19 protein-coding genes are annotated in these 21,237 nt (G+C 66.2%); 7 read left to right on the top strand and 12 right to left on the bottom strand.

Going from position 1 to position 21,237, the window contains the following annotated elements:
- Positions 1-14: 14 nt before the first annotated feature.
- Together AKJ09_RS17345 and AKJ09_RS17340 are read right to left on the bottom strand one after the other, a co-directional pair.
- Positions 15-896: an ABC transporter permease gene (locus tag AKJ09_RS17345; protein ID WP_146648318.1), complete on the bottom strand. Its 882-nt coding sequence runs from the start codon at positions 894-896 to the stop codon at positions 15-17.
- Positions 893-1,984 (bottom strand): ATP-binding cassette domain-containing protein, encoded by a 1,092-nt coding sequence (locus AKJ09_RS17340; RefSeq protein WP_240488505.1) that lies wholly within the window; start codon positions 1,982-1,984, stop codon positions 893-895. Before AKJ09_RS17340 ends, AKJ09_RS17345 begins: the two co-directional genes overlap by 4 nt.
- Before the next feature lie 682 nt (positions 1,985-2,666).
- On the opposite strand from AKJ09_RS17340, the gene AKJ09_RS17335 reads away from it, so the two are divergent.
- Positions 2,667-3,662, top strand: a complete 996-nt coding sequence (locus AKJ09_RS17335) for an aldo/keto reductase (protein WP_146648317.1) — start codon at positions 2,667-2,669, stop codon at positions 3,660-3,662.
- 79 nt (positions 3,663-3,741) lie between these two features.
- Here the strand turns inward: AKJ09_RS17335 and add are convergent, their stop codons facing one another.
- The 3 genes from add to rimI form a co-directional block, all read right to left on the bottom strand.
- Positions 3,742-4,881, bottom strand: a complete 1,140-nt coding sequence (gene add / locus AKJ09_RS17330; protein WP_146648316.1) for an adenosine deaminase — start codon at positions 4,879-4,881, stop codon at positions 3,742-3,744.
- 60 nt (positions 4,882-4,941) lie between these two features.
- Positions 4,942-7,749, bottom strand: coding sequence for a tetratricopeptide repeat protein (locus AKJ09_RS17325; protein ID WP_146648315.1), 2,808 nt, complete (start codon positions 7,747-7,749; stop codon positions 4,942-4,944).
- A 65-nt stretch (positions 7,750-7,814) separates the two neighbouring features.
- Positions 7,815-8,300: a ribosomal protein S18-alanine N-acetyltransferase gene (gene rimI, locus AKJ09_RS17320; RefSeq protein WP_169927608.1), complete on the bottom strand. Its 486-nt coding sequence runs from the start codon at positions 8,298-8,300 to the stop codon at positions 7,815-7,817.
- Between the two features lie 165 nt (positions 8,301-8,465).
- Here rimI and AKJ09_RS17315 point away from each other — a divergent pair, with 165 nt between their 5' ends.
- Positions 8,466-8,906 (top strand): DoxX family protein, encoded by a 441-nt coding sequence (locus AKJ09_RS17315; protein ID WP_146648313.1) that lies wholly within the window; start codon positions 8,466-8,468, stop codon positions 8,904-8,906.
- Between the two features lie 36 nt (positions 8,907-8,942).
- Here AKJ09_RS17315 and AKJ09_RS17310 read toward each other — a convergent pair whose 3' ends face one another.
- Both AKJ09_RS17310 and AKJ09_RS17305 read right to left on the bottom strand, forming a co-directional pair.
- A complete protein-coding gene (locus AKJ09_RS17310) occupies positions 8,943-10,091 on the bottom strand; it encodes a hypothetical protein (protein ID WP_240488504.1) in 1,149 nt (382 codons plus the stop codon).
- 54 nt (positions 10,092-10,145) lie between these two features.
- A complete protein-coding gene (locus tag AKJ09_RS17305) occupies positions 10,146-11,147 on the bottom strand; it encodes a lysylphosphatidylglycerol synthase transmembrane domain-containing protein (RefSeq protein ID WP_146648312.1) in 1,002 nt (333 codons plus the stop codon).
- A gap of 143 nt (positions 11,148-11,290) precedes the next feature.
- Between AKJ09_RS17305 and AKJ09_RS17300 the strand changes: the two genes are divergently transcribed.
- Positions 11,291-11,851 (top strand): hypothetical protein, encoded by a 561-nt coding sequence (locus tag AKJ09_RS17300; RefSeq protein WP_146648311.1) that lies wholly within the window; start codon positions 11,291-11,293, stop codon positions 11,849-11,851.
- A 50-nt stretch (positions 11,852-11,901) separates the two neighbouring features.
- On the opposite strand, the gene AKJ09_RS17295 is transcribed toward AKJ09_RS17300, so the two are convergent.
- Positions 11,902-12,336: a YciI family protein gene (locus tag AKJ09_RS17295; protein WP_146655562.1), complete on the bottom strand. Its 435-nt coding sequence runs from the start codon at positions 12,334-12,336 to the stop codon at positions 11,902-11,904.
- A gap of 423 nt (positions 12,337-12,759) precedes the next feature.
- On the opposite strand from AKJ09_RS17295, the gene AKJ09_RS17290 reads away from it, so the two are divergent.
- The 4 genes from AKJ09_RS17290 (at position 12,760) to AKJ09_RS17275 (ending at position 16,164) form a co-directional block, all read left to right on the top strand.
- Positions 12,760-13,134, top strand: coding sequence for a response regulator (locus tag AKJ09_RS17290; protein WP_146648310.1), 375 nt, complete (start codon positions 12,760-12,762; stop codon positions 13,132-13,134).
- Positions 13,135-13,154: 20 nt separating this feature from the next.
- Positions 13,155-13,838: a DUF4336 domain-containing protein gene (locus AKJ09_RS17285; RefSeq protein WP_146648309.1), complete on the top strand. Its 684-nt coding sequence runs from the start codon at positions 13,155-13,157 to the stop codon at positions 13,836-13,838.
- A 90-nt stretch (positions 13,839-13,928) separates the two neighbouring features.
- Entirely contained in the window at positions 13,929-14,468 is a 540-nt protein-coding gene (locus tag AKJ09_RS17280) for a hypothetical protein (RefSeq protein WP_146648308.1), read from the top strand.
- A gap of 238 nt (positions 14,469-14,706) precedes the next feature.
- Complete coding sequence (locus AKJ09_RS17275; protein WP_146648307.1) at positions 14,707-16,164, top strand: PP2C family protein-serine/threonine phosphatase; 1,458 nt, start codon at positions 14,707-14,709, stop codon at positions 16,162-16,164.
- 33 nt (positions 16,165-16,197) lie between these two features.
- On the opposite strand, the gene AKJ09_RS17270 is transcribed toward AKJ09_RS17275, so the two are convergent.
- From AKJ09_RS17270 to AKJ09_RS17255, 4 genes are read right to left on the bottom strand one after another with little or no spacing between them, the layout of a single operon-like run.
- The gene (locus AKJ09_RS17270; protein ID WP_146648306.1) at positions 16,198-18,336 is read right to left on the bottom strand and encodes an Hpt domain-containing protein; all 2,139 of its coding nucleotides are present in this window, start codon (positions 18,334-18,336) and stop codon (positions 16,198-16,200) included.
- Between the two features lie 13 nt (positions 18,337-18,349).
- Positions 18,350-19,120: a methyl-accepting chemotaxis protein gene (locus AKJ09_RS17265; RefSeq protein ID WP_146648305.1), complete on the bottom strand. Its 771-nt coding sequence runs from the start codon at positions 19,118-19,120 to the stop codon at positions 18,350-18,352.
- A 39-nt stretch (positions 19,121-19,159) separates the two neighbouring features.
- Positions 19,160-19,564, bottom strand: a complete 405-nt coding sequence (locus AKJ09_RS53040) for a chemotaxis protein CheW (protein WP_169927607.1) — start codon at positions 19,562-19,564, stop codon at positions 19,160-19,162.
- A gap of 2 nt (positions 19,565-19,566) precedes the next feature.
- Positions 19,567-21,186, bottom strand: a complete 1,620-nt coding sequence (locus AKJ09_RS17255) for a response regulator (RefSeq protein WP_146648303.1) — start codon at positions 21,184-21,186, stop codon at positions 19,567-19,569.
- Positions 21,187-21,237 lie beyond the last annotated feature (51 nt).

Here is a 21,237-nt window from a genome sequence, read left to right as displayed (position 1 = left end):
GAATTAGTTGGAACTCAGGTCCACTTCCGGCTCTCGAGAGAGCGGAAAGAAACCATGAGGCAGAGCACCGTGATCGAGAGGAAGTAGACGATCGCGCGCGAATCGATGATTCCACGCGAGAACGGCTCGAAGCGGCTCTGCAGGCTGATGAACGAGACGGCTTCGCCGGCCCAGCCCTGGAGGAACTCGACGATCGTCACGGACCCGAGCGCATAGAGCGCCACGAGCGTGAGCAGCGTCGCGAAGTACGAGAGGATCTGGCTCTCCGTGAAACTCGACCACATGAGGCCGATCGAGGTGGCTGCCATCGACGTGAACAGGAGGCCGATCATGCCGACCCAGAAGGGGTTCCAGTCGAGCGGGCCGAGGTGCCAGATGCCGAACATCGTGATCGGGTAGGCACAGAGGAGGAGCAGCCCGATGCAGACCATCGCGAGCGAGCCGAGGTACTTGCCGAGGATGACCTCGCTGTCCTTGACGGGCATCGTGATGAGCAGCTCGATCGTGCCGACGCGCTTCTCGTCCGAGAGCGAGCGCATCGTGAAGAGCGGGACGAGGCCGCACAGGCCGATCGGCACCGCGTCGAACATGCGCTGCATGGTCGCCCGACCGACGTCCCAGAAGCCGCCCTTGTAGAAGAAGAACCAGAGCCCGAAGATCACGAGGCTCGCCGAGATGACGATGTACGTGATGGGCGACTGGAGGTACGCGGCGATCTCACGACGGGCGACCGTCGTGACCATCTTGGCCGAGCTGGGACGGTCGAGAACGACCTTCTCCTTCGGACCGGTATCGAACGGAGCGCGCGCCTGACGGCTCTCGGGCGCGTCATCGTCACGTTCCTCTTCGCGGGTGTCTTCGTCGATCTCTTTTTCGAGGGTGGTTTCGCCGCTCATCGCTCGTCCTCTTCCTCGTCGTCGCTGTCGTCTTCGTCTTCGTCGCTCTCGTCTTCCTCGTCGCGGGATTCGGAGACCGGACCGAGTTGACGGTTACGTCGCTCGTCGCCAATCGTGAGCTGACGGAACACGTCCTCGAGAGTCTGCGTATCGCGGTGCAGCTCGAGGAGAACCCATCCCTTGTCCGCGACCATGCGGAAGATCTCGGGGCGGAGGTCCGTGTTGTCGTCGCCGGCGACGGCGAAGGAGTGCGCGCGGTCGTCCGTGGGGAGCTCCGCGACCTTGCTGACGCCGCGAATGCTCGACAGCGCCTTCTCGACATCGTTGCCGCGCGGAAGCGCGCCCGTGCCGCGATACGCGGACTCGCCGAGCGACTCCTGCACCGACACGACGTAGCGAACGCGACCGCTCTTGGCGCGAATCTCGTCGAGCGCGCCGTCGGCCACGACGCGACCACGCGACACGATGATCGCGCGAGCGCAGGCGGTCTCGACCTCTTTGAGGTTGTGGGTCGAGAGAAGAACCGTGCGGTCCTTGCCGATCTGCTTCAGGTAATTGAGGAACTCGGCCTTCTCGTTCGGGTCGAGGTCGCTCGTGGGCTCGTCGAGGATGAGGATCGGCGGGTCGTGGATGAGCGCCTGGGCAAGGCCGACGCGCTGGCGATAGCCGTGCGAGAGCTGCCGAATCTCCTTGGAGAGCGACTGTGCGAGACCGCAGATCTCGACGACATCACGCGCGCGCTTCTTGAACGTCGCGTTGTCGAGATTGCGCATCTGCGCCGCGAAGCGCAGGTACTCGTAAACGGTCATCTCCAAGTACAGCGGAGCGCGCTGCGGGAGGTAACCGAGGCTCGAGCGCACCGCGAGGGTGTCCTCGAACACGTCGTGACCGCGCACCTTCGCCATGCCCGAAGTGGGCGCGATGAAGCACGTGAGGATGCGCATCGTGGTCGATTTCCCGGCGCCGTTCGGGCCGAGGAAGCCGACGACTTCGCCGCGGCGCACCTCGAAGCTGACGTCGTCGAGCGCACGGTACGAGCCGTAACGCTTCGTCAGCCCATTTGCGTAAATCATCACGTCGGTGGACATCCGACCTCCGAAGAAAGTCTGTGTTTCGAGTGCTTGTGTGACTGGTGACAGAGCATTCGAGAGCTACGTGTAAACCCAAGAACCCTAAAGGATTCTCGAGCTCCCACCCAGATCCCAGGCGTTTGGCCGCCGCGGGAACGGCCTTCTTAGTGGATTTCTTCCCGGGGAAGAAGTCCTCGGCAAAATCGCTCCCACCCGCCGGATTGGGGTGTTAAGGCCCCGGTCCGGCTTGGCGACCAAGTTTCGGTGATTGCTTCGAAATATCAAGCTCAGCAGCAAACGTTTCCGAAGCGCCAGCACCCGCTGCTCGAGCCCACGATCGCGGCTCGTCCACAACCAACGCAGCGCTGAGGCGCGAGGGAGACCCGGCCCGCGGAATCGCCGTGAGTTTATGAACAAAACGTCATGTGGCGACGGATCCCCTCGCGCGGCCCCCCGCCGCCGCCTCGTCGTCGTCGCGATCGCACCGGTCATCACGGGCCGATGCTCCGCCCCCGGGCATCCTGGTCGTCCAAAGCGGACGAAGTTCGAAATGGCGATCCCGCGCCTCGCGCAGGCGCACTCGTCGCCATGGGGCGAGCCTGACGAACTTTCGTGCGTACGTCGCGCACCCATCAACCGCGCGCAGCATCGGACACCAGCGCGCCCGACGAGTCCACGGGCGCGCACGCGAGGAGTTGCCATGCTTTCGACACGAAAACTCGGCCGGCAGGGCCTCGAGGTATCGTCTCTCGGCCTCGGCTGCATGGGCATGAGTCACGCCTATGGCACGGTTCGCGACGAGCACGAATCGCTCGCCACGCTCGATCGAGCCATCGAGCTCGGGTGCACGTTCTTCGACACCGCCGAGGCCTATGGTCCGTTCAAGAACGAAGAGTTGCTCGGCCGTGCGTTCGAGGGTCGACGCGATCGCGTGACCATCGCGACCAAGTTCGGATGGGTCTTCGGCGATGGCAAGTTGGTCGGTCTCGACAGTCGGCCTTCGCACATTCGCGACGTCGTCCACGCGTCGCTCGAACGACTCCGAACCGATCACATCGACCTTCTCTACCAACACCGCGTCGACCCGAACGTGCCCATCGAGGACGTGGCCGGCGCCGTCCGCGATCTCATCGCCGAAGGCAAGGTTCGCTATTTCGGCCTCTCGGAAGCGGGCCCCGAGACGATTCGTCGTGCGCACGCCGTACAGCCCGTGTCGGCGTTGCAAAGCGAGTATTCGCTGTGGGAGCGCGGTCTCGATGCGAACGTGAGGCCCGTCCTGCACGAGCTCGGGATCGGACTCGTTCCATTCTCGCCGCTCGGTCGGGGCTTCCTCACCGGCACGGCCAAGCGCGCGGACGAGTATGGCGCGGGTGACTATCGCTCATTCGGCGATCCGCGCTTCCAAGGCGACAACTACGACAAGAACATGCAACTCGCCGACATGGTCCGCGCCCTCGCGACGGCCCGCGGCGCTACGCCGGCGCAGGTCGCACTCGCTTGGCTTCTCCAACTCGACGATGACATCGTACCGATTCCCGGCACGACGAACCGTGGTCGCCTCGAAGAGAACTTCGGAGCCGACGCCGTGAAGCTGACCTCGGCGGAGCTCGCACGACTCGACGAGATCTTCGCGGGCAAGGTCTCCGGCGAACGTTACGCGGAGAACCACCTGCGCTGGATCGACCCAGGACGGTGAGGCGCGAGCGGCGCGGCGGTGGGCACTCGAGAGCAGTCCCGCTCTTCGAGCCCACGCGCCGCGCTCATAGGAGCGACGCTCAGGCCTTCGCGACGATCTGAATCGTCTGCGCGCCCTGCGCGGCCGGCTGCTGCGCGGTCACGGCCGACGATACGGGAGCGGGAGGCGCGTCGTGTGCGTGGTCGGGGAACGCCTTGAGCTCCTCGCTCACACGACGCAGGTACTGCTGCTTGACGTGGAACGGCAAGAACGCGCTCTTGAAGCCGGAGAGAATGACGGCCTTCAAGTCGGCCATGGTGAAGCCGAGCTCCTTGCTGCAGAGCCACAGCTCCTTGGAGACGGTGGTGTCGGTGACGAGGCGGTTGTCCGTGTTGACCGTCACCCGCAAGCCAAGGTTCTTGTAAAGCTTGATGGGGTGGCTCGCGAGGTCGCGAATCGCGCCCGTCTGCACGTTCGACGACGGGCAGCACTCGAGCGCGATGCGGTGGTCGTTGACGTAGTGGAGCAGGTCGCCGTCTTCGCGGAGGCGGCAGCCATGACCGATGCGGTGTGCTCCGCAGACGTGGATGGCCTGGTGGATCGACTCGGGGCCGTAGGCCTCGCCGGCGTGGATCGTGACGTTGATGTTGTTGTCGCGAACGAGCTGGAACGCCGCGCGATGGTGCTTCGCCGGGTGGTCGTACTCCGCGCCGGCGAGGTCGAAACCGACGACGCCGCGGTTTTTGTAGGCCACCGCGAGCTCCGCCATCTCGAGTGAGCTCTCCGGCGAGACGTTGCGGATCCCGCAGAGGATGACCGCCGACTCGATGCCGTACTTGTCGTGTGCCGCGCGGAGGCCTTCGAGAACCGCCTCGACGACCGCGGTGAGCTTGAGCCCGCGACGCGTGTGGAGCATCGGCGAGTAACGCACTTCCATGTAGCGAACGTTCTCGCGCGCGGCGTCTTCGGCGAGCTCGTAGGCCGTGCGCGTGAGGGCGTCGGCCGTCTGCAGGACGCGCAGCGTGACGTCGAAGGCCTTCAGGTACTCGACCAGCGAACCGCAGTTCTGGCCGAGATTCATGTGCTTTCGCAGGCCGTCTTCGTCACGCGCGGGCAGCTCGACGCGCTGCTTGTCCGCGAGCGCGAGGATCGTCGAGAGCCGCAGCGAGCCGTCCAGGTGGACGTGGAGATCGGTCTTGGGGAGCTTCTCGATGACTTCGAGCGGGATCGTGTGCGGCATGCCCGTAGGTACCACACACCGTTGAGCTCTCGTACTGAACGGGTGGCTCGACCGAACGCGTTAGAGCTTCACACCCTTGGCTTCGGCGTTCTGCGGATCGAGTTTGAGCGCTTCGTCGAGATGAGACTTGGCTTCTGCGCCGCGCTTCAGAACGACCAGCTCCTGGGCGAGCAGGGCGTGGGCCGTGGCGAGGTCGTTCGGCTTCATCTTGCACAGCAGCGCCGTCTCGAGCTCGCTCGCGGCCTTGTCGTGTGCGTTCGATGCCGCGAGCGCGCGCGCGTAGAGCACGTGCGTCTGACCGCCCATGATGTCGACGAAGATCGCGCCCTCGCCGACGCGGCGCGCCTCGTCCCACTGCTTTTGCGCGACCAACTTCTCGAGGAGTGTTCGCCAGATCTTCCGATCGTGCTGCTCGAGCGGAGCGAGCTTGCGCAGGATGTCGAGTGCGTCGCCCTCGCGTTTTTCCTTGAGCGCCAGGTCGTAGAGTCCCTTGAGCGGGTCGGACTGGCTCGGGTCGAAGCGATACGCCGCCTCGAAGTGGTAACGAAGGCGCGCATCGTCGTTCTGCGCCTCGGCGATGTCGGCCAGAAGCGAGTGGATGGCGTACCCGTCCGCACCGATCCCGCGCATCGTGTCGAGGTGACGGCGCGCCCCGTCGAGATCCTTCTCGCCGGTCGCGAGCTTGGCGGCCACGAAGTGAGCATCGGCGTTCTTGGGGTCGATCGAGAGCGCCGCGTCGATCTCCTTCTTCGCCTCGCCTCCCTTCTTGCTTCGCACAAGCGAGATGGCCATGTCGACGTGCGCGGAAGCATCGTTCGGAGCCTGGGCGAGCGCCTTCTTGGCCTCCTCGAGCTCCTTCGGCTTGCGCGTGAAGAGATACTGGTTCTTGTAGCGAGAGAGGCGCGCCAGCTGCCAGGTGCGATAGCCCGAGTCGTATTCCTCGGGCGTCACACCGAACGCGCTCTTGATGACGTCCGGCGTCTTCTTCCCTTCGCCCCACAGCTTCAGCGCCTGCACCACGTGGTTCATGCCGAAGCGCTCGACGGTCCAGACGAGCATCTGGCTCGCCGCGTAGTAGGCGATGGTGACGTCGTTCGCGTCTTCGGCGTGCGTGAAGGCGCGGTTCATGTCGACCGCACCGGGCAGCTTGTTGTTGTTCAGGGCCTGATAGAGCTCGGGGTCGAGCTCGCGGGCCCACTCGGGCCTTCGCGCGATGGTCTCGTATTCGCTGAGGCCCTCGGTGAACCAACGCGGGACGTGGTTCTTCGAGAGCTGGATCGCGAAGACGTGTCCGAGCTCGTGCCAGAGCACGTTGCCCCAGTTGAACGGCTCGGCGTTCGGGCTGATGGCCGCCACGACGCGCCCGAAGCAGACGCCCTGGATGCCGATGTTCGGCAGGCCGCTCGTGCGCACGCTGAAGTGCTGGCGTGAGCCGTACATCTCGACCTGCACCGGTACGGTGGGCACGAAGCCGTAGCGGGCCTTCATCGAGGCCCACGCTTCTCCGAGCATGCGCGGCACGTAGCGCTCCATCACGGCGCGCTCTTCCTTGACGTACCGGACCTTGAAGACGCCGTCGGGCACCGTCTCGTACTGATTCGGGATGTCCTGCTCGTACATGTTCAACGTGTTGAAGACGCGCACGTTGAACTTGTCCTTCGACCAGGCCTTCTGGATGTCGGCGAGGCCTTGGGTCTCGTTGCCACTCCGCATCTGCGTGAGACCGAGATCCGCCCAGGCCTTTCCGTCGTCGGGATCGATCTTCGTCGCCTCTTTCATCATCGCGACGATGTCGTCGTAGCGGTGCTCCCACTCGGCATACTCGCCGACGATGGCGTAGAAGCGCGAGTACTGCGAGTTCTTCGCGAAGACCTCCTTCTTCGCGGACTCGAAGCCCTTCGTGTCGTCGTCGAGGAAGCGCGCAGCCGCCTTGAGGCTGAGGAGCTCGAGGTGGTTCGGGTTGATGGCGAGGCCCTCGGCGATGGCCTTGTCCGCCCCCTTGATGTCCATGTCGCGCAGGGCGATGCCCGCCCGAACGGCGAAGGCCCCCGTGTGTTTGGGGTTCACGGCGAGGGCTTCTTTGAGGAGCTTCTCGGCGTCGTCGAAATCGAGCGTCTGATCGAGCTTCACGCGCGCCATGGCCACGAGCGCGTCGGCGCGCTTCGGCGCGACCGCGAGGGCGTCTTTCAACTCCTCCGCGGCGTGTCCGGGATCGTACTTGTCGAGGAACAGCTCGGCGGCCCAGAGGTTCGTCTCGACGCGCTTCTTGTCGACGCGCTCGCTCTCCTTGAACGCTTGATTCGCGTCTTTGGGGCTACGAAGGAGGAAGGCCGCACGACCGACCTGCGCCAGACCTTCGGCGTCTTGGTTGGTGATCGAGTTGTCGTTGTAGTCCTCGATCACCTTGTGGAGCGGATCGTCGGCGTCGTTCCGCTTGCCCGTCGTGATCAGGTACTCGGCGAGCATGAGGCGTGCACGACGGACGGCCTCGCCCTTCCCGCTGTTCTTCACGCCGTCGAGCAGCGCGATCGCCTCGCGCATCTTGCCTTGGGCGGCGAGGATCTCGGCGCGAAGGACGATGGCCTTCGTCTTGTGAGCCGCCGACGCGGCCGCCTGCTGCGCGTATTTGTCGGCAGCATCGAACTTGCCCTGCTCGAACGACGCGCGTGCCAGGGCGAGCTTCGCTTCGGGCTCCCCTGCCCCTTTGACCTGCGCGAGCTCCTCCTCGGCCTTCGCGTAGTCGGACGCCGCAAGCGCCTTCTGCCCGCTGGCGAGTGGCCCCGAAGCGGTGGGCGAGGGCTGAGCGTCGAGTGCACCGGCCGCGAGAACGATAGCGAGGGCAAGCGTCGAGGGAGCAAGGCGCCGCATGTCGATCAACACGGTAGCGGAAAGCGCCCGCCGCGGGCTGCAGGTTGCGTCGGGTGACGCGAAGCTCAAGCAGCCATGGTGAGCATCATCTCTGCCGCGTCTTCGCCGTCGGCGTAGTAGCCCGATCGGACGTTGAACGTCGAAAATCCGAGCGATTCGTAGAGGGCGATGGCCGCGGCGTTGCTCGCGCGCACTTCGAGGAGAATCTTCGCGGCACCGCTCGCGCGCGCGTGCTCGAGGAGATCGTTCATGAGGGCGCGCCCGATTCCTTGGCGGCGAGCCGCCGTGGCGACGGCAACGTTCAGAAGCTGAACCTCGTCGACCACGTGCCACGACAGCAGGTAGCCGAGGACCACACCTCCATCGCCGCGCGCCACGCGCACGCGCGCGAACGGACGTGAGAGCTCTTCGGTCAGCTGCTTCTCCCGGAGTGCCCGCACGTCCTGGGAGCCCGCACCGAGCTCGCTGGGCTTGAACGCCGATACGTCGATGCCGACGGCAGCGTCGAGATCGGCAGGGACCATGGGCTCGATGACGACGATGGGATTCATGCGCATGATTCGAGGAGGCGCGAGGCGGTGAGGGCTCTCATCCTATTGTTGCAATAACGAGAACAGTCTGGCTCAAAATTACCGACTGTCCCAAGGCGCTGTTCGGAGCCAGATTCGAGGTGTGGCGGAGACGCCCCCTCGAATTCCCTCTCTTCGGAGGAAGTCATGAACGGCACGAAGATGTTCCCCAAGGCGGCGACGATGGCACGTACGGCAACGAAGACCGCGACGACCTCGCGCAAGGCGTTGCACGCGGCGCTCGACACTGCGCAGGTGGCCCTGGTCGCCGTGTTCGCGATCGCCGGCTTGCTGAAGCTCGCGATCCCCAACCACGTGCTCGCGCAAGCGATGAACCTGCCGGGCGGACTCATCGTCTTCATCGCGCTCGCCGAGGTGGCGGCGGCTATCGCCCTCGAGCCGATGCTGAGCCGCGTGAATCCGCGCGTGACGATCGCCGCGGCGCTCGGGCTGATGACGGTCATGGTGCTCGCCGCGATGTACCACCTCTCGCGCGCCGAGGTGGCGATGATCCCCAACAACGTGATGCTCGGTGGTCTCGCCGCGTTCGTCGCTTGGGGTCGCGCGAAGGAGCTCGCCCTAGCCTGACTCGAGGCGCGCGAGCAAGGTGAGTGCGTGACGCGTTCACGCCCCGCGCAGGTAGGCCGTGTCCGGATTGTCCCGGCGCCATACGACGTGATCCATGAAGTAGTGATGGATGTTCACGAACACGTAGAACGCCGCGAAAAACGGGGTTTCGCCCAAAGGCCCGACGATGACGTTGCGCCTGGGTCGCGGGACGAACGCCCCGTCCAAGAAGCCTGGCACGCCATGGAAGAGGAGCCAGCCCAGTACGAGCGCTCCCACCGCGAGTCCGCCCACGCGAACCGCGACGGGACGCCCGAACGAGGGCGGCCCTTCTTGCGCGCGGGCCTCGTTGCGTTTCATCAGCCAGACGAAATACAGGTACTGAATCGAGTGGAGCGCGGGGATCACGTACCGCACGAGCGGGTCGATGCTCGAATAGATGGTCCACGCCCAGACCGTGATCAAGAACCCGCCGAGCGGCGCGAGCGGAAGGAAGCGACCTCGCTTCTTCGCTTCGGTCACGAGCGTCACGACGAGCCACACCGAGCTCGCCACGAGCACCGCAAGCGCCGACAGCTCGAACCAGCGCGGATGCGCGGGCGCCCAGTAGACGACGCCCTTCTCCTCGAACTCGCCCGCAGGCATGGCCGGGTTCGCCCACGCATAGGCCCAGCCGGCAAAGCAGTGCGCGAGAATGGCGAGCCTCTCGCGATCGCCCACGCGCACACCATGACGTGACGAGAGCACGGTGACGACGCCGAAGCCCTGCTTCACGTAGTGCCAGCCGACGAGCAAGAACATCGCCTGGGCCATCCACCCGAGGCCCTGCGCCGAACCGAGAGCGAGCGCAGTCGCCGCCCACGCGAAGAGCGCGGCAGGCACGAGAACACCGGCCACGACCCAACGAACGCGCGATGCGAGCGGCACGCTGGGATCGAAAGCCCGGCGCCGCGCATCTTTGTAGAAGAGGAAGTACGTGACGGTGAAGTGCGGGTCGTTGACGACGTACGCCGCGTAGAACGTGAGAAAGCCGATGGCGAGCTCGGAGGGATCGAGCCCGACGACCTTCCGCACGATCCACGACAGCGGGAAGAGAACGAGCGTCGCGCCGCCGACGAGCAGGAACTCGACGAACCGCCCGACGTTCGAATCGGAGACGGGGCTCGCTTCCGCGGAGCTCGTCAGGGGAATGGTCCCGCTCGTCACGCGCGGAACGTTATCACGCGCGAGGTCGGGGAGCCGTGCGCGCCGTCACCCGGCCTACGCGTTCGACGGCTGACCGATCTTTTCGAAGGAGCGAAGCTCGAGCTGGGTGGCAATGGCGCCCGGGACGAGCGGCAGCCAGAAGGTCAGCGCGCGGAAGAAGAGCACGGCCGAGAGGGCCCCCGCGTCGCTGGCGTGGGCCGCGCGCGAGAGAATGATCGATGCGGCTTCGAACCCGCCGATGCCTCCGGGCAGGAACGTGGCAGTCACGGCGGTCGTCGCCACCGTGTGGATGGCCACCGCCTCGTCCGCGGGCAGACGCTCACCGAAAGCCGCGAACGATGCCGCGAAGGCAAGCCCTTGCACGACGTACATCGCGATCTTGTAGAGCGCGGGCACGAGGACGTAGCGCGGACCACGGCGCACGGTCGCCACCAGCTCCTCGTGCAACTGGGCGACGTGCGCAACGAAACGCTTCTCGCGCAAGCGTGCGGGGAGCAGTCGAATCACGGCGGTCGAAGCCGTGAGCACGACGAGCGGCGTGACGAGCGCGACCACGAGCGCCGCAATCGAAACGGCGCGGGCAGCCGGACTCCATTGGTCGCGAACGACGAAGACGATCATCGACGCGACGACGGCGAGAAGCTGCGCGGCGTAGAAGCCGAGGAGCTCCAGCGCCGCGACCTCCGGCGCACCGATCGTGGACAGTCCGCGCGCGCGCAGGCCTCGCTCGAGGAACGCGTAGCCCGCGACCCCACCCGTCGGCATGGTCAGATCGGCGAACGTCGTGGCGAGCGACAGACGAAAGAGTCCGGCGAGCGACGACGTCGGCTCACGGAGGAGCTTCCCTATCGAGAGCCACATGCGCGCGGTGAGAAAGAAGAACGCGATCTGGAGAACCGCGACGAGCACGAGCCAACCTGGACGCACGTGCATGACGACGCGCAGCGCACGCGCGGCCTCACCGCGATCCGCGATGACCACGACGAGAAGGCCCAGCGCCGCAACCACGGAGACGCCACGGACCAAGGTCTTCCGCTCGATCGACGGGAGCTTCATCGAATACGACCGACACGCCTGTCGAAGCAGTCGACGTGCCGTCGCTCGCGTGTCGCTCGAGCGAAATTCGACGCGCGATCAGGACGAAGCGGGGCTCGTGATCGCCTTGATCGACCTCGAGGACGCGCTAACCAGCTAGGGTCATGCGTCGGCTCGTGATGGGCGCCGTGCTCGCCTTGGCCTCGTCGTTCTGGGTTGCTGGATGCACCGCTCCACCACCTCCGATCGCGCCGCTCAAACACGCGTTTCGCTCCGAAGGCCTGCGCGTGCAGTTGTTGCGCGCCGCTGAGCTCGACGAGCGCGCGATGCGCAGCATCGCCGAGCCCGCGACTGTCGCTCTCGAGAGCGCCATGGCCGACGACCTGCGCGGCGCAGGCTACGTGCTCGTCGACAGCGGGCCTTGGGATCTCGCGTCGTCGTTCAGCAGCACGGTGCGCCAGCGCGGTGAGGACGAGTCCGAATACGACAAGGCATCGGTCAAGCTCTTCGACAAGCAGGGAAAGCTCATCGATCGCATCGCGTTCGAGTTCAACGTCGGTGTCGCACCGGTCAAGGAGCCGAGCCGCGTCTCGCGAACGCTGGTGAACGCCATCGTCGAATCACGCGCCGTGACGGCCATCGCGAAGCAGAAAGCCAAGGCTGCCCCGGACGAGTCGGATGCCGACGACGACGCATCGAGCAGGGTCACCCCGAAGACGAAGTGAGCCCTGCCCGATCGACGCGGTCGTCGACACGAGCGCGCGTGCGCCCGACGTCAGGACTGCTTGGCAGCTGACTCCGCGCGGAGGCGCTCTTCCTGCTCACGAAGCTCGGGCGTCAGGGCAGGCCCGAAGTCGTCGGGCGAGAAGACCTGACGAATCTCGACCTCCGATTCGATCTCCGCAGGCATCGGGTTCGGCATGCGGCGCGCCCATTCGACCGCCTCTTCCATCGATTTGACCTGCCAGAGCCAGAAGCCCGCGACGAGCTCTTTCGTCTCCGTGAAAGGACCGTCGACGACAGACGTCGTCTTGCCCTTGAACTTCACGCGCTTGCCCTTGACGCTCGGGTGAAGGCCCTCACCGGCAAGGATGATCCCAGCCTTCACGAGCTGCTCGTTGAACTGCCCCATCTCACGAAGGAGCTCCTCGCTCGGCATCACACCCGCCTCGGAGTCCTTCGTCGCCTTCACCATCACCATGACCTTCATCGTCATCTCCTTTCGACGGCGGCCCATGTCCGCCTCTGTCCACGCAACGAACGGAAAGGGACTGGATCGACAAGCGACCGCGAAAAATCGGTCAACTCCTGCAAGTACATGAAATTGCTAGAGCCGTCTCCCCGGACGGGCTGGTCAATGAGCCGCGTGTGAATCCATGGCGTGGCGATCTGCCGTTGCGTTGGGAGGTCGAGGGTCTTTGTTTAAGGGAGGGATGGCGGAACCGCGAGCGGGGCAAGCGCGGCAAACGGGGCAAGCCGGGACGAAGAGGTTCCATCCGAGCGCCGTGAGGACCGCCGAGCTTGGTCCGGCAACACGCCCGGCCGCTCCCGGAATATCCTCTCGGTTCGGCTGTCGACTCTTTCGGGGGGAATGCGAATTCGGGAACAAGAACGTAACAAGGAGCCTGGCAGCATGAGCGGCGCTCGACCCAAGGTGCTCATCGTCGACGACGACGCTGATCTCCGAGAGCTCATGCGAATGATCCTCGCCACGGAAGATCTCGATGTGGTCGACGCTTCGAACGGCGCCGAAGCCCTCGAGGCGGTCGTGGAGCATCGACCGGCGCTCGTGCTGCTCGACATGACCATGCCCGTCATGGACGGCTGGGGCTTCGCTCGTAACCTCGCGTCGACCGGTGTTCCGAGACCACGCATCGTCGTGGTGACTGCGGCAGAGAGCGCCGCCCAGCGAGCCCGTGAAGTCAGCGCCGACGCGTGGCTCGCAAAACCCTTCGAGGTGGACGAGCTCGTGAAGTGCGTCCGGCGCTTTGCAACGCGCTCCGAGTAGACCGTGCGATACTCCCACCGATGACGCCGTTACGCGCGATCGGTGAGGGCGTTTGGGTGTTCGAGGCACCGCTTCGCTTCATGGGCCTCGTCGAGCTCGGAACGCGCATGACCGTGCTGCGCATCGACGACGGTGTCGTCGTTCACTCCCCCGCGCATATGACACCCGCGGTGCGCACCGCCGTCGAGTCGATCGGCCCCGTGCGCTACGTCATGGCGCCCAACGTGTTTCACCACCTCTTCGTGCGTGAAGCGCTCGAGGCGTGGCCCACCGCAAAGCTCGTGGCGCCGAGCGCGCTGCGCAAGAAGAGGCCCGATCTCCACATCGACCACGTGGTCGACGAAGGGGCGCCTGCGAGCTGGGCCGGCACGCTCGACATGCACACGATCCACGGTTCGATGTTGAAGGAGACGGTGCTCCTTCATCGGCCTTCGCGCTCGGTCGTCTCGGCCGACTTGCTCGAGAACTTCGCGACGGCCGACGATGCGCTCACGCGCGCCTATCTCAAGCTCGGTGGCGTTTACGGCAAGCCCGGTTGGCATCGCCTACTGCGCTTCGTGTATCGCGACCGGCGCGCGGCGAAAGAGAGCATCGAGAAGCTGCTCGCAGAGGATTTCGATCGAATCCTCATCGCGCATGGCGACATCGTCGGAGCGCGGCCGCACGAGACCGTGAGAGAAGCGCTGAGTTTCCTGCTCGCCTGATCTTTTTGCGAGCACCCGCGATCGCTTTCGGACGGCCCGGAGCATCCCCATTCGAAGGCCGCTCTCCACAGAGCAGCCGAGGAGAATCGAATGGTTGCTCGGGTGCGCGCGCTCGTTTCGTCGGTCATGTTCGTTTTCGCCGTTGCGCCCACGCTGGCCCAAGCGGACGAGAGCGCGCCGGCGGTGTACGTCGCGGATCCGCTCGATGCGCGCACCGGCGCCACGGCTCCCGCGTTCTACCGGGCGTTCGTGATCCCGAACGGGGCCGTTCGTTGGAGCGAGGAAGAGGCCGTTTGTGGAACAGCCGTTCGTGGCGGCATGCCGTGCTCGACCGTCGATCTCGCCACCGGTGACGTCACCACGTCGGAGATCGTCCAGAACGCAGGTCATTGCGCGTGCGTCGACAAGGGCACCCGCGCATCGGTTCTCCAACCTCTCACGGCGGCGACAGCGTTCGCGAACGTGGCTTACGACAGCGACCGGGTGACGGCGGTCAACTGGCCATCGACGTACACGGCGTGCAAGCGCGGGATGATCGCGGGAGCTCCGTGCTCGACGACGGCGCTGACGGCGGGCAGTGCGGTGATGGGGATCACGCGAAAGCTCGGCGCGCTCTGCGCGTGTCAGTGAGGTCGCGGCTCGCTGGTGGTCTTCACCAATCCCCGTCGGAATCCGCCACTCCCCGAAACGGTGTGCGCGGATTCCGTCGACGTGTCAGCGACCACGTCGATGCATCCATCGAAAGCCGGGCCTTCGGCGCGATTCCTGACGCAGCCTGCCAATCCCGACGCGCACAGCGCTCGCGAGCGACGCACGCAAGACCCGTAATACTTGGAGTGCGCGAGCGCGGCCTCTACCCTTTGAGACCGTGCGCCGCAGCCTCGAACAAATCAAACAGAGCGCGCTCATCGCGTGGCCGCTGCTCGGGGCCGTTGCCTGTCTGCTGCTGCTCGCCTGGCAGAGCGTGGAGATCATGAACGGCGCGCACTCGTACCTCACGGGCGAGAGCACGTGGTCGAAGGGTCAGAAAGACGCCATCTACCAAGTCGTGCAGTACGCGCGCACGCACGACGAAACCGACTACGTGAAGTTCGAGGCCGCGATTGCCATTCCGCTCGGCGATCGCAAAGCGCGCCTCGCGCTCGAGCAGTCGGTGCCCGACTACGCGACCGCGCGACTCGGCTTTCTCGAAGGGCAGAACAGCCCCGAAGACGTCGACGGGATCATCATGATCTACCGGCGCTTCCGTTCGACGAGCATCCTGACGAGGCCGGTCGAGCTCTGGACGCAGGGTGATACGTACATCCTGCAGCTGGTCGACGTTGCCCACGAGATGCACGCCGAGATCGCGACGGGCCATCCCGATCCGCGCGTCATCGATGCGCTGCTCGAGCGCATCAGGGTCATCAACGCCGAGCTCACGCCGCTGACGACGAAGTTCTCACTCTCGCTGAGCGACGCGACCCGCAAGACGCAAGAGCTGCTCTTCCTGGCGATGCTTCTGGCGGCGGCGATTCTCGTGCCGGCAGGCATCTATCTGGTGGGCAAGATCCTCAGCGCCTCCGAGCTCACGCTTCGCGAGAAGGAGAGTCTCCTGCGCGAAGTGCACATCGCGTCGAAAATCCAGACCTCGATCCTCCCGCGCGAGATGAACGTGCCGGAGCTGCAGATCGCGGCCACGATGCAGCCTGCCGAGGTCGTCGGCGGCGACTACTACGACGTAGTGCCGACGGACGACGGCTGCTGGATCGCCGTCGGCGACGTGGCCGGTCATGGCCTGAAGAGCGGGCTCGTGACGCTCATGACCCAGAGTGCCCTCGCCGGCATCACACGCGCACGCACCGAGACCCAGCCCAAAGAAGCACTCTGCGCGCTCAACAAGGTGCTCTTCGACAACGTACGCAAGCGCATGAAGAACGACGAGCACGTGACCTTCGTGCTCCTCCGCTATTTCCAGGGCGGCAAGGTGGTCTATGCGGGCGCGCACGAGGATCTGATCGTGTGGCGCGCACGGACGCAGCGTTGCGAAACCGTGCCGACGCTCGGTACGTGGCTCGGATGCATCGCCGACATCGCTCCTCACACGAAAGAGGCGGAGCTGCATCTCGAGAAGGGCGACCTGCTCTTCCTCTATACCGACGGCGTGATCGAGGCGATGAACGCCAAGCGTGAGCAGTTCGGTCCGGACCGGCTGCTCAAGATCATCGAGGAGCGCGCCGCCGAATCGGCCGAGCGCGTCATCGAGAGCGTCGTCTCCAGCGTGCAAGCCTGGGCGCAGTCCCCGCAGGACGACGTGACCGTTCTCGCCGTCCGCTACCAGGGCTGAGTCGGCAAGCGCACTCTCCGCACGAACCGGCGCTCAGCTCGGTTTCGACGGAGGCACGGGGGAGCGGCGCGAGAGCGGCGGGCGCGACGGCGGTTCGGAGACGCGGCCTTCCGGGACGCGGCCGAGGGCACGTGCGCGCGGCGCGAGAGCGAGGATGTCGAGCACGAGCCGGAGCGATCCGTCACCTCGAACGATGGCGCCGGCGAACGGGCCCATACCGCGCAAGAGCGGCGACAGCTCGCGTACGAGCACCTCTTCGGTCACGCCCACCTCGTCGACACCGATCGCGAGACGGCGCGGCTGCTTGCCAGCGGCCCAGGGATCGCGCGCGTCGAGATCGACGTCGAGCTCCACGACGTAGGGCGCCCGCTCGAGATTCGCCGGCTCGAGGCACGCCGCGAGGTGCGGAACGCGTTCGGCGTCGGGCCCTTCGTTGACACGGATTCGTCGGGCGTAGAGCGCCGGGATCGCGTGCTCCATGCCGCCCGCAGTAACCCAGATCACACTGGCGAGCCCCGTTTCGATGGGAACGTCGACGCGAGCCTCGAAGCCTCCGCCGAGACGGCTGGAGAGGCGAATCGTGCCTCCGAGCTTCTGCACGGCAGCGAGCGTGATGTCGAGACCGATGCCACGGCCCGCGAGCAGGTCGGGGCTCTGCGCGCGCATCGAAAAGCCCGGCAGAAAGAGAAGCTCGAGGAGCGTTTGATCGTCCGCCGCCTCGGCGAGCACCTCGGTGACCACGCCCGCCTCCACCGCACGCGCGCGAACGGCGGCCACGTCGACGCCTGCGCCATCGTCACCGATCGTCACGAGCAAGCGATTGGCCTGACGACGTGCGGCGAACGTGAGCGTGACCTCGCGAGGCAGCCCCCTCGCCTCGCGGGCTTCGGGCGTCTCCATGCCGTGGGCGATGGCATTTCGTGCAATCTGCAAACATGGCTCGGCGAGTTGCTCGGCCAGGCGACGATCGATCGGCTCGTCGGCGCCGGAGGTGCGAATCGACACCAGGCGCCCCATGCGACGCGACTCGGCCAGTACGGCTGCCGACAGCCGCGCGAACATGCCGCGAATGGGCGTCTGGCGCATGGCCGAGAGGAGCTTCTTGGCCGAGCCCGTGTTGTCCTTGAGGGCCTGGTCGGCAATCTCGAGCTCCTCGATGGCGAGCTCGAAGTCGTCGCCCATCTCGGCAAGGATCTGCGCGGCGTTGTCGATGCGCCGAAGGGCAGCGGCGGGCGCTCCCCACGGCCTCGGCGGACCGATGAGGCGCAGCGCTTCGGCGAGCTCGGCACGCACGCGACGAAGCTCCTGCGCTTGCTCCGACGTGCGCGACACGCGCGCAGCCACGCGCTCGCGCGCGACGGTGATGCCGCCGACGTGGTCGAGCAAGTGATCGACGGCCTGTGCCGATACGCGCACGGTAGCGTCGCCCTCGGGCCCGCGATGCTCGTCGTCGGGCCACGCGCTCTGGGGCCTCTGGGAAGGACGATGCGTGGTGCGCGGACGCATCGGAACGCCGCGCAGGGTGGCGAGCGCAGCGTCGGGGTCGTCGAGCAGCCCGCCGAGCACGCCGCGATAGCGCGCCACGACCTCGAGCGACGTCACCGCCGCCTCGCTGCTCGCGCCGCCGCCACGAATGCGCTCTTCGAGCCCATGGCAGAACCACGCCATCGGCTCGTCGCTCACCGCACTCGCGGCGCCCTTCATGGTGTGGACGTGGCGGTAGACGGTGGTGGCGGCCGACACGGCGTCGTTCGTGGACCCTAGCGCCTCGTCGATCTGAGCGAGGCGGTCTTTGATCTCGGCGATGTATTGTGCACGCACCAGAGGATCGATCGGGCCGGGCGCGAGATCCGGCGGAGGCTCCGGCCACACGCCACCGAACCCGCTCTTGCCTGCCTCGAGCCGCTCGATGGCCTGCGTGATGGTGGAGATCACCTCGTCGAAGGCGCTCGGATCACCATCGCGAAGACGACGCTCGAGGCGCTGCATCGCGCTCGCCAGCTCCGGCTCGCCGGCAAGCCCCGCCGACCCCTTGAGCGCGTGGACGGCGCGACGCGTGGGTTCGAGCGTCGACTCCTTGGAATCGCCCCGCGTCTGGCTTCGGAGCTCGCGCAAGTGGCGGCCGAGCTCTTCGATGAGGAGCTTGGTCAGAACGGGATCGCGCGTCGACATCGTCGCGAACCGCTCACTCCGACGCGTCGTTCGAGGCGTCGCTCTCGAGCAACCGCAAGAGCGGCTCGAGTGCAGGGCGGAGGGCGTTGGCAACGAGCGCAGGCGGAACCTTGCCACTCACGCCCGTGAGCGAAGAGATGAGCGCCTTGGCATGCTCACCCGCTTCGGCGATGGCGCGCGCCGCTTCGGGATCGCTGCCCGTGGTCTTGCGGAAGCGCTCGCCGACTTCTTCGAGCGCGCGCTCGGCATCCGCGGAAGCGCCGCTCACGCGAGCTGCCTCCTGCCCGACTTCGGCGGCGGCCTCGCGCGCACGATCGAGATTCGTGTTCACCTGCGCAAGCTCGCTGCCGATCTCGCTGAGTGACGTGGCGAGCTCGCGCGAAGCCTCGGAGCCGCGCGTGGCCTGACCACGGACTTCGTCCGCCACGAGTCCGAGTGCGCGCCCAGGGCCCTCGCCGAGGCGTGCGCCCTCGAGGCCTGCGTTCAGCGCCACGAGCTCGAGCCGCGCGAACGCATCGACGATGCGCGAGAACGTTGCCGCGAGCTCCTGCGCTCTCGCAGACACGGTGCGCGCTCGATCCGAGAGCGAATCGACAGTGCCGCGTTGCTTGGCGACGTGCGAGGCGATCCGCTGCGCGGCTTCCCCGGTGTCACGCACCGCGGTGGCGGCACGCTGGTGTGCAGCCCACAAAGCGGCTTCTTCGGCCGCGCTTCGCTCGAAGGTCTGCGCGCGACCGCGACGTAGAAGTCGGAACAGACGACGCGACTTGTCCGGAGGAGCCACGAGGTCGAAGGCTACAGCGCGACGGCGATTCGCAAAAGCCTACACGGCCCATCGCCCTTCGCGGAGGGAGGTGATGACCGCCCCCAGATCGAAGGGATGAGCCTGTTCACCTCGCCACACGACTGCCTCGGCGGGCGCGGCTTCGAAATTGCCGGTGGCGACGACCTCGATGCCAACGAGGCCGACCCGCTCACCGAGATACGTGCAAACCAGCATGGCGCCGAGGTCGCTCGTCCGCACCGGAACGGCTGGTCGGCTCATCGAAAGCGGGGGCCGAACGTCGACCACCGCGATTGTCTCGCTTTCCACGAGGGCCAGGCCGACCAGCTCCGGCGGCGCTCCCGGCACGCGGGCCAGGCGCGGCACGGGCAGGAGCTTCGACGCGATGTGCGCAGGGAGGAAGCACAGTTCCGCCCCCACGCGAAAGACGACCCCGCCGGGCATTTTCAGGCCGTCCGTCGGCGGAGAATCCGCGCCTCGAGAAACTGCACGAGGGCGCGGCACGCGTCGAACGGCGACATGTGGCTCGACTCGACGATGACGCGCACCGTTCGCTCGCCATCGACCGCGCCGAGAATCGCCTTCTCTTTGGCGGGAAGCGATTTCTCGTCGAGCGTTCCGAGCGCCACGTCGTCGCGAACGAGAACGGCATCGAAGCTGCCGAGGGTCCGCTCGAGAACGCGCCATTCGTCGACGCGCCGGAACCCCTCCATGACCACCGAGGCAACCGGCAGCCCGAGACGAGAATTGGGATCCGTCGGCGGACTGCTGGCCATGGCCGCCGGGCCGCGACGGAAGTCGAAGCGGCCCTTGGGCCATCGAAGGACCTCGTAGAGCAGCTCGCTCGACTGACGCGTGAGCGCACTCCGGAGCTGCGCTTCGGTGATCTTGCCGGCTTCGAGCAAGAGCGAGCCGAGCAAGCGCGGCCGGCGCTCCAAGCGCTTGGCGAGCGTGGCGACCGCTTCGGAGCGCGATGCCGCGACGGCCTTCGACATGTCGACGACGAGCGTGTCGGGCGGATCACCGTTCTCCGTCTCGGAGGGAAGCGTCAGGCGATCCAGGGTGTCGTCCCCCACGGCCTCGGACGGACCCGGGCGACCGAACGGGTGGACCTGCGAGCTCGGCGCGCTCGATGTCTCGGCGTCGGACTCCGCGGCCTTCGCCTTTCGCATCACCTCGTCGATCTCTTCGGGCGAGAGGATACCTTCTTCCACGAAGAAGCGGCCCAGACGGAATTCGTCGCCGACCCCCGTGGATTGGACGATGTCGATGAGGCCATTGCGGAACGTGGCCGAGACGGCGACGTTCTGTCCTCGGCACGTGAGGACGCCGGTCTGATTTTCGACCTGCAGGAGCTGTAGAACGGCGCCGATGGGAATGCTCGCCATCTCGCCGGTGAGCACGGGACCGGTGGTGTCGCCCGTGCGTTCGAGCTCGCGGACGACTTCGAGCATCTCGATGATCGCGTCTTTCGCGAGGCGCTCGGTGAGGCGCGATGCGAGCTCGCCGGGCGTTGCCCTCGGCCGCTCGGAGAGCGTGCGCGAGACCATGTGCGAGAGCTTCGTGGCCACGATCTGCGCAATGTTCGTGCGCCGCGTCTCGAACTCGACTTCCTCCTCGGTCGGCTCCGCGGGCTCCACCTCTTGCTCGTCGACGGTGGGGAGCTGCGTGGAGCTCGCGCGCCCGCTCGTGACGCGACGTAGGGCGTGCTCGATGATGGCGACGAGGGCCTTCGCATCGAAGGGTTTGGTGATGGCGTCGATGGCGCCCGTCTGGTTGACGAACTGATCGCGAATGCGGTCCGCCTTGGCGCTCATCAGCACCACGGGCAGCATCGCGAGCTCCGCGTTGGCGCGCAATTCGCGACAGAACTGGAATCCGTTCATGCGCGGCATGACGAAGTCGAGCAGGATCAGGTCCGCCTTCACTTCGCCGCTCGTGAGCGTCTCCAGCGCGTCTTGACCGTCGGAAGCGAGGGCCACGTCGTAGCCCTGACGTTCGAGAATCGCCGACACCACACGACGGATGGTGGGGCTATCGTCCACGACGAGAATGCGCGACGCCATAGCTTGAGCTGCCCAGAGCTAGGAAACGAGGGTTGCGAAGGAGCGACCCGA

Origin of the sequence: Labilithrix luteola, assembly GCF_001263205.1 — a bacterium.
GTDB lineage: Bacteria > Myxococcota_A > Polyangia > Polyangiales > Polyangiaceae > Labilithrix > Labilithrix luteola.
The sequence above is the reverse complement of the archived record's forward strand: the minus strand, read 5'-3'. Positions and strand labels throughout refer to the sequence as shown.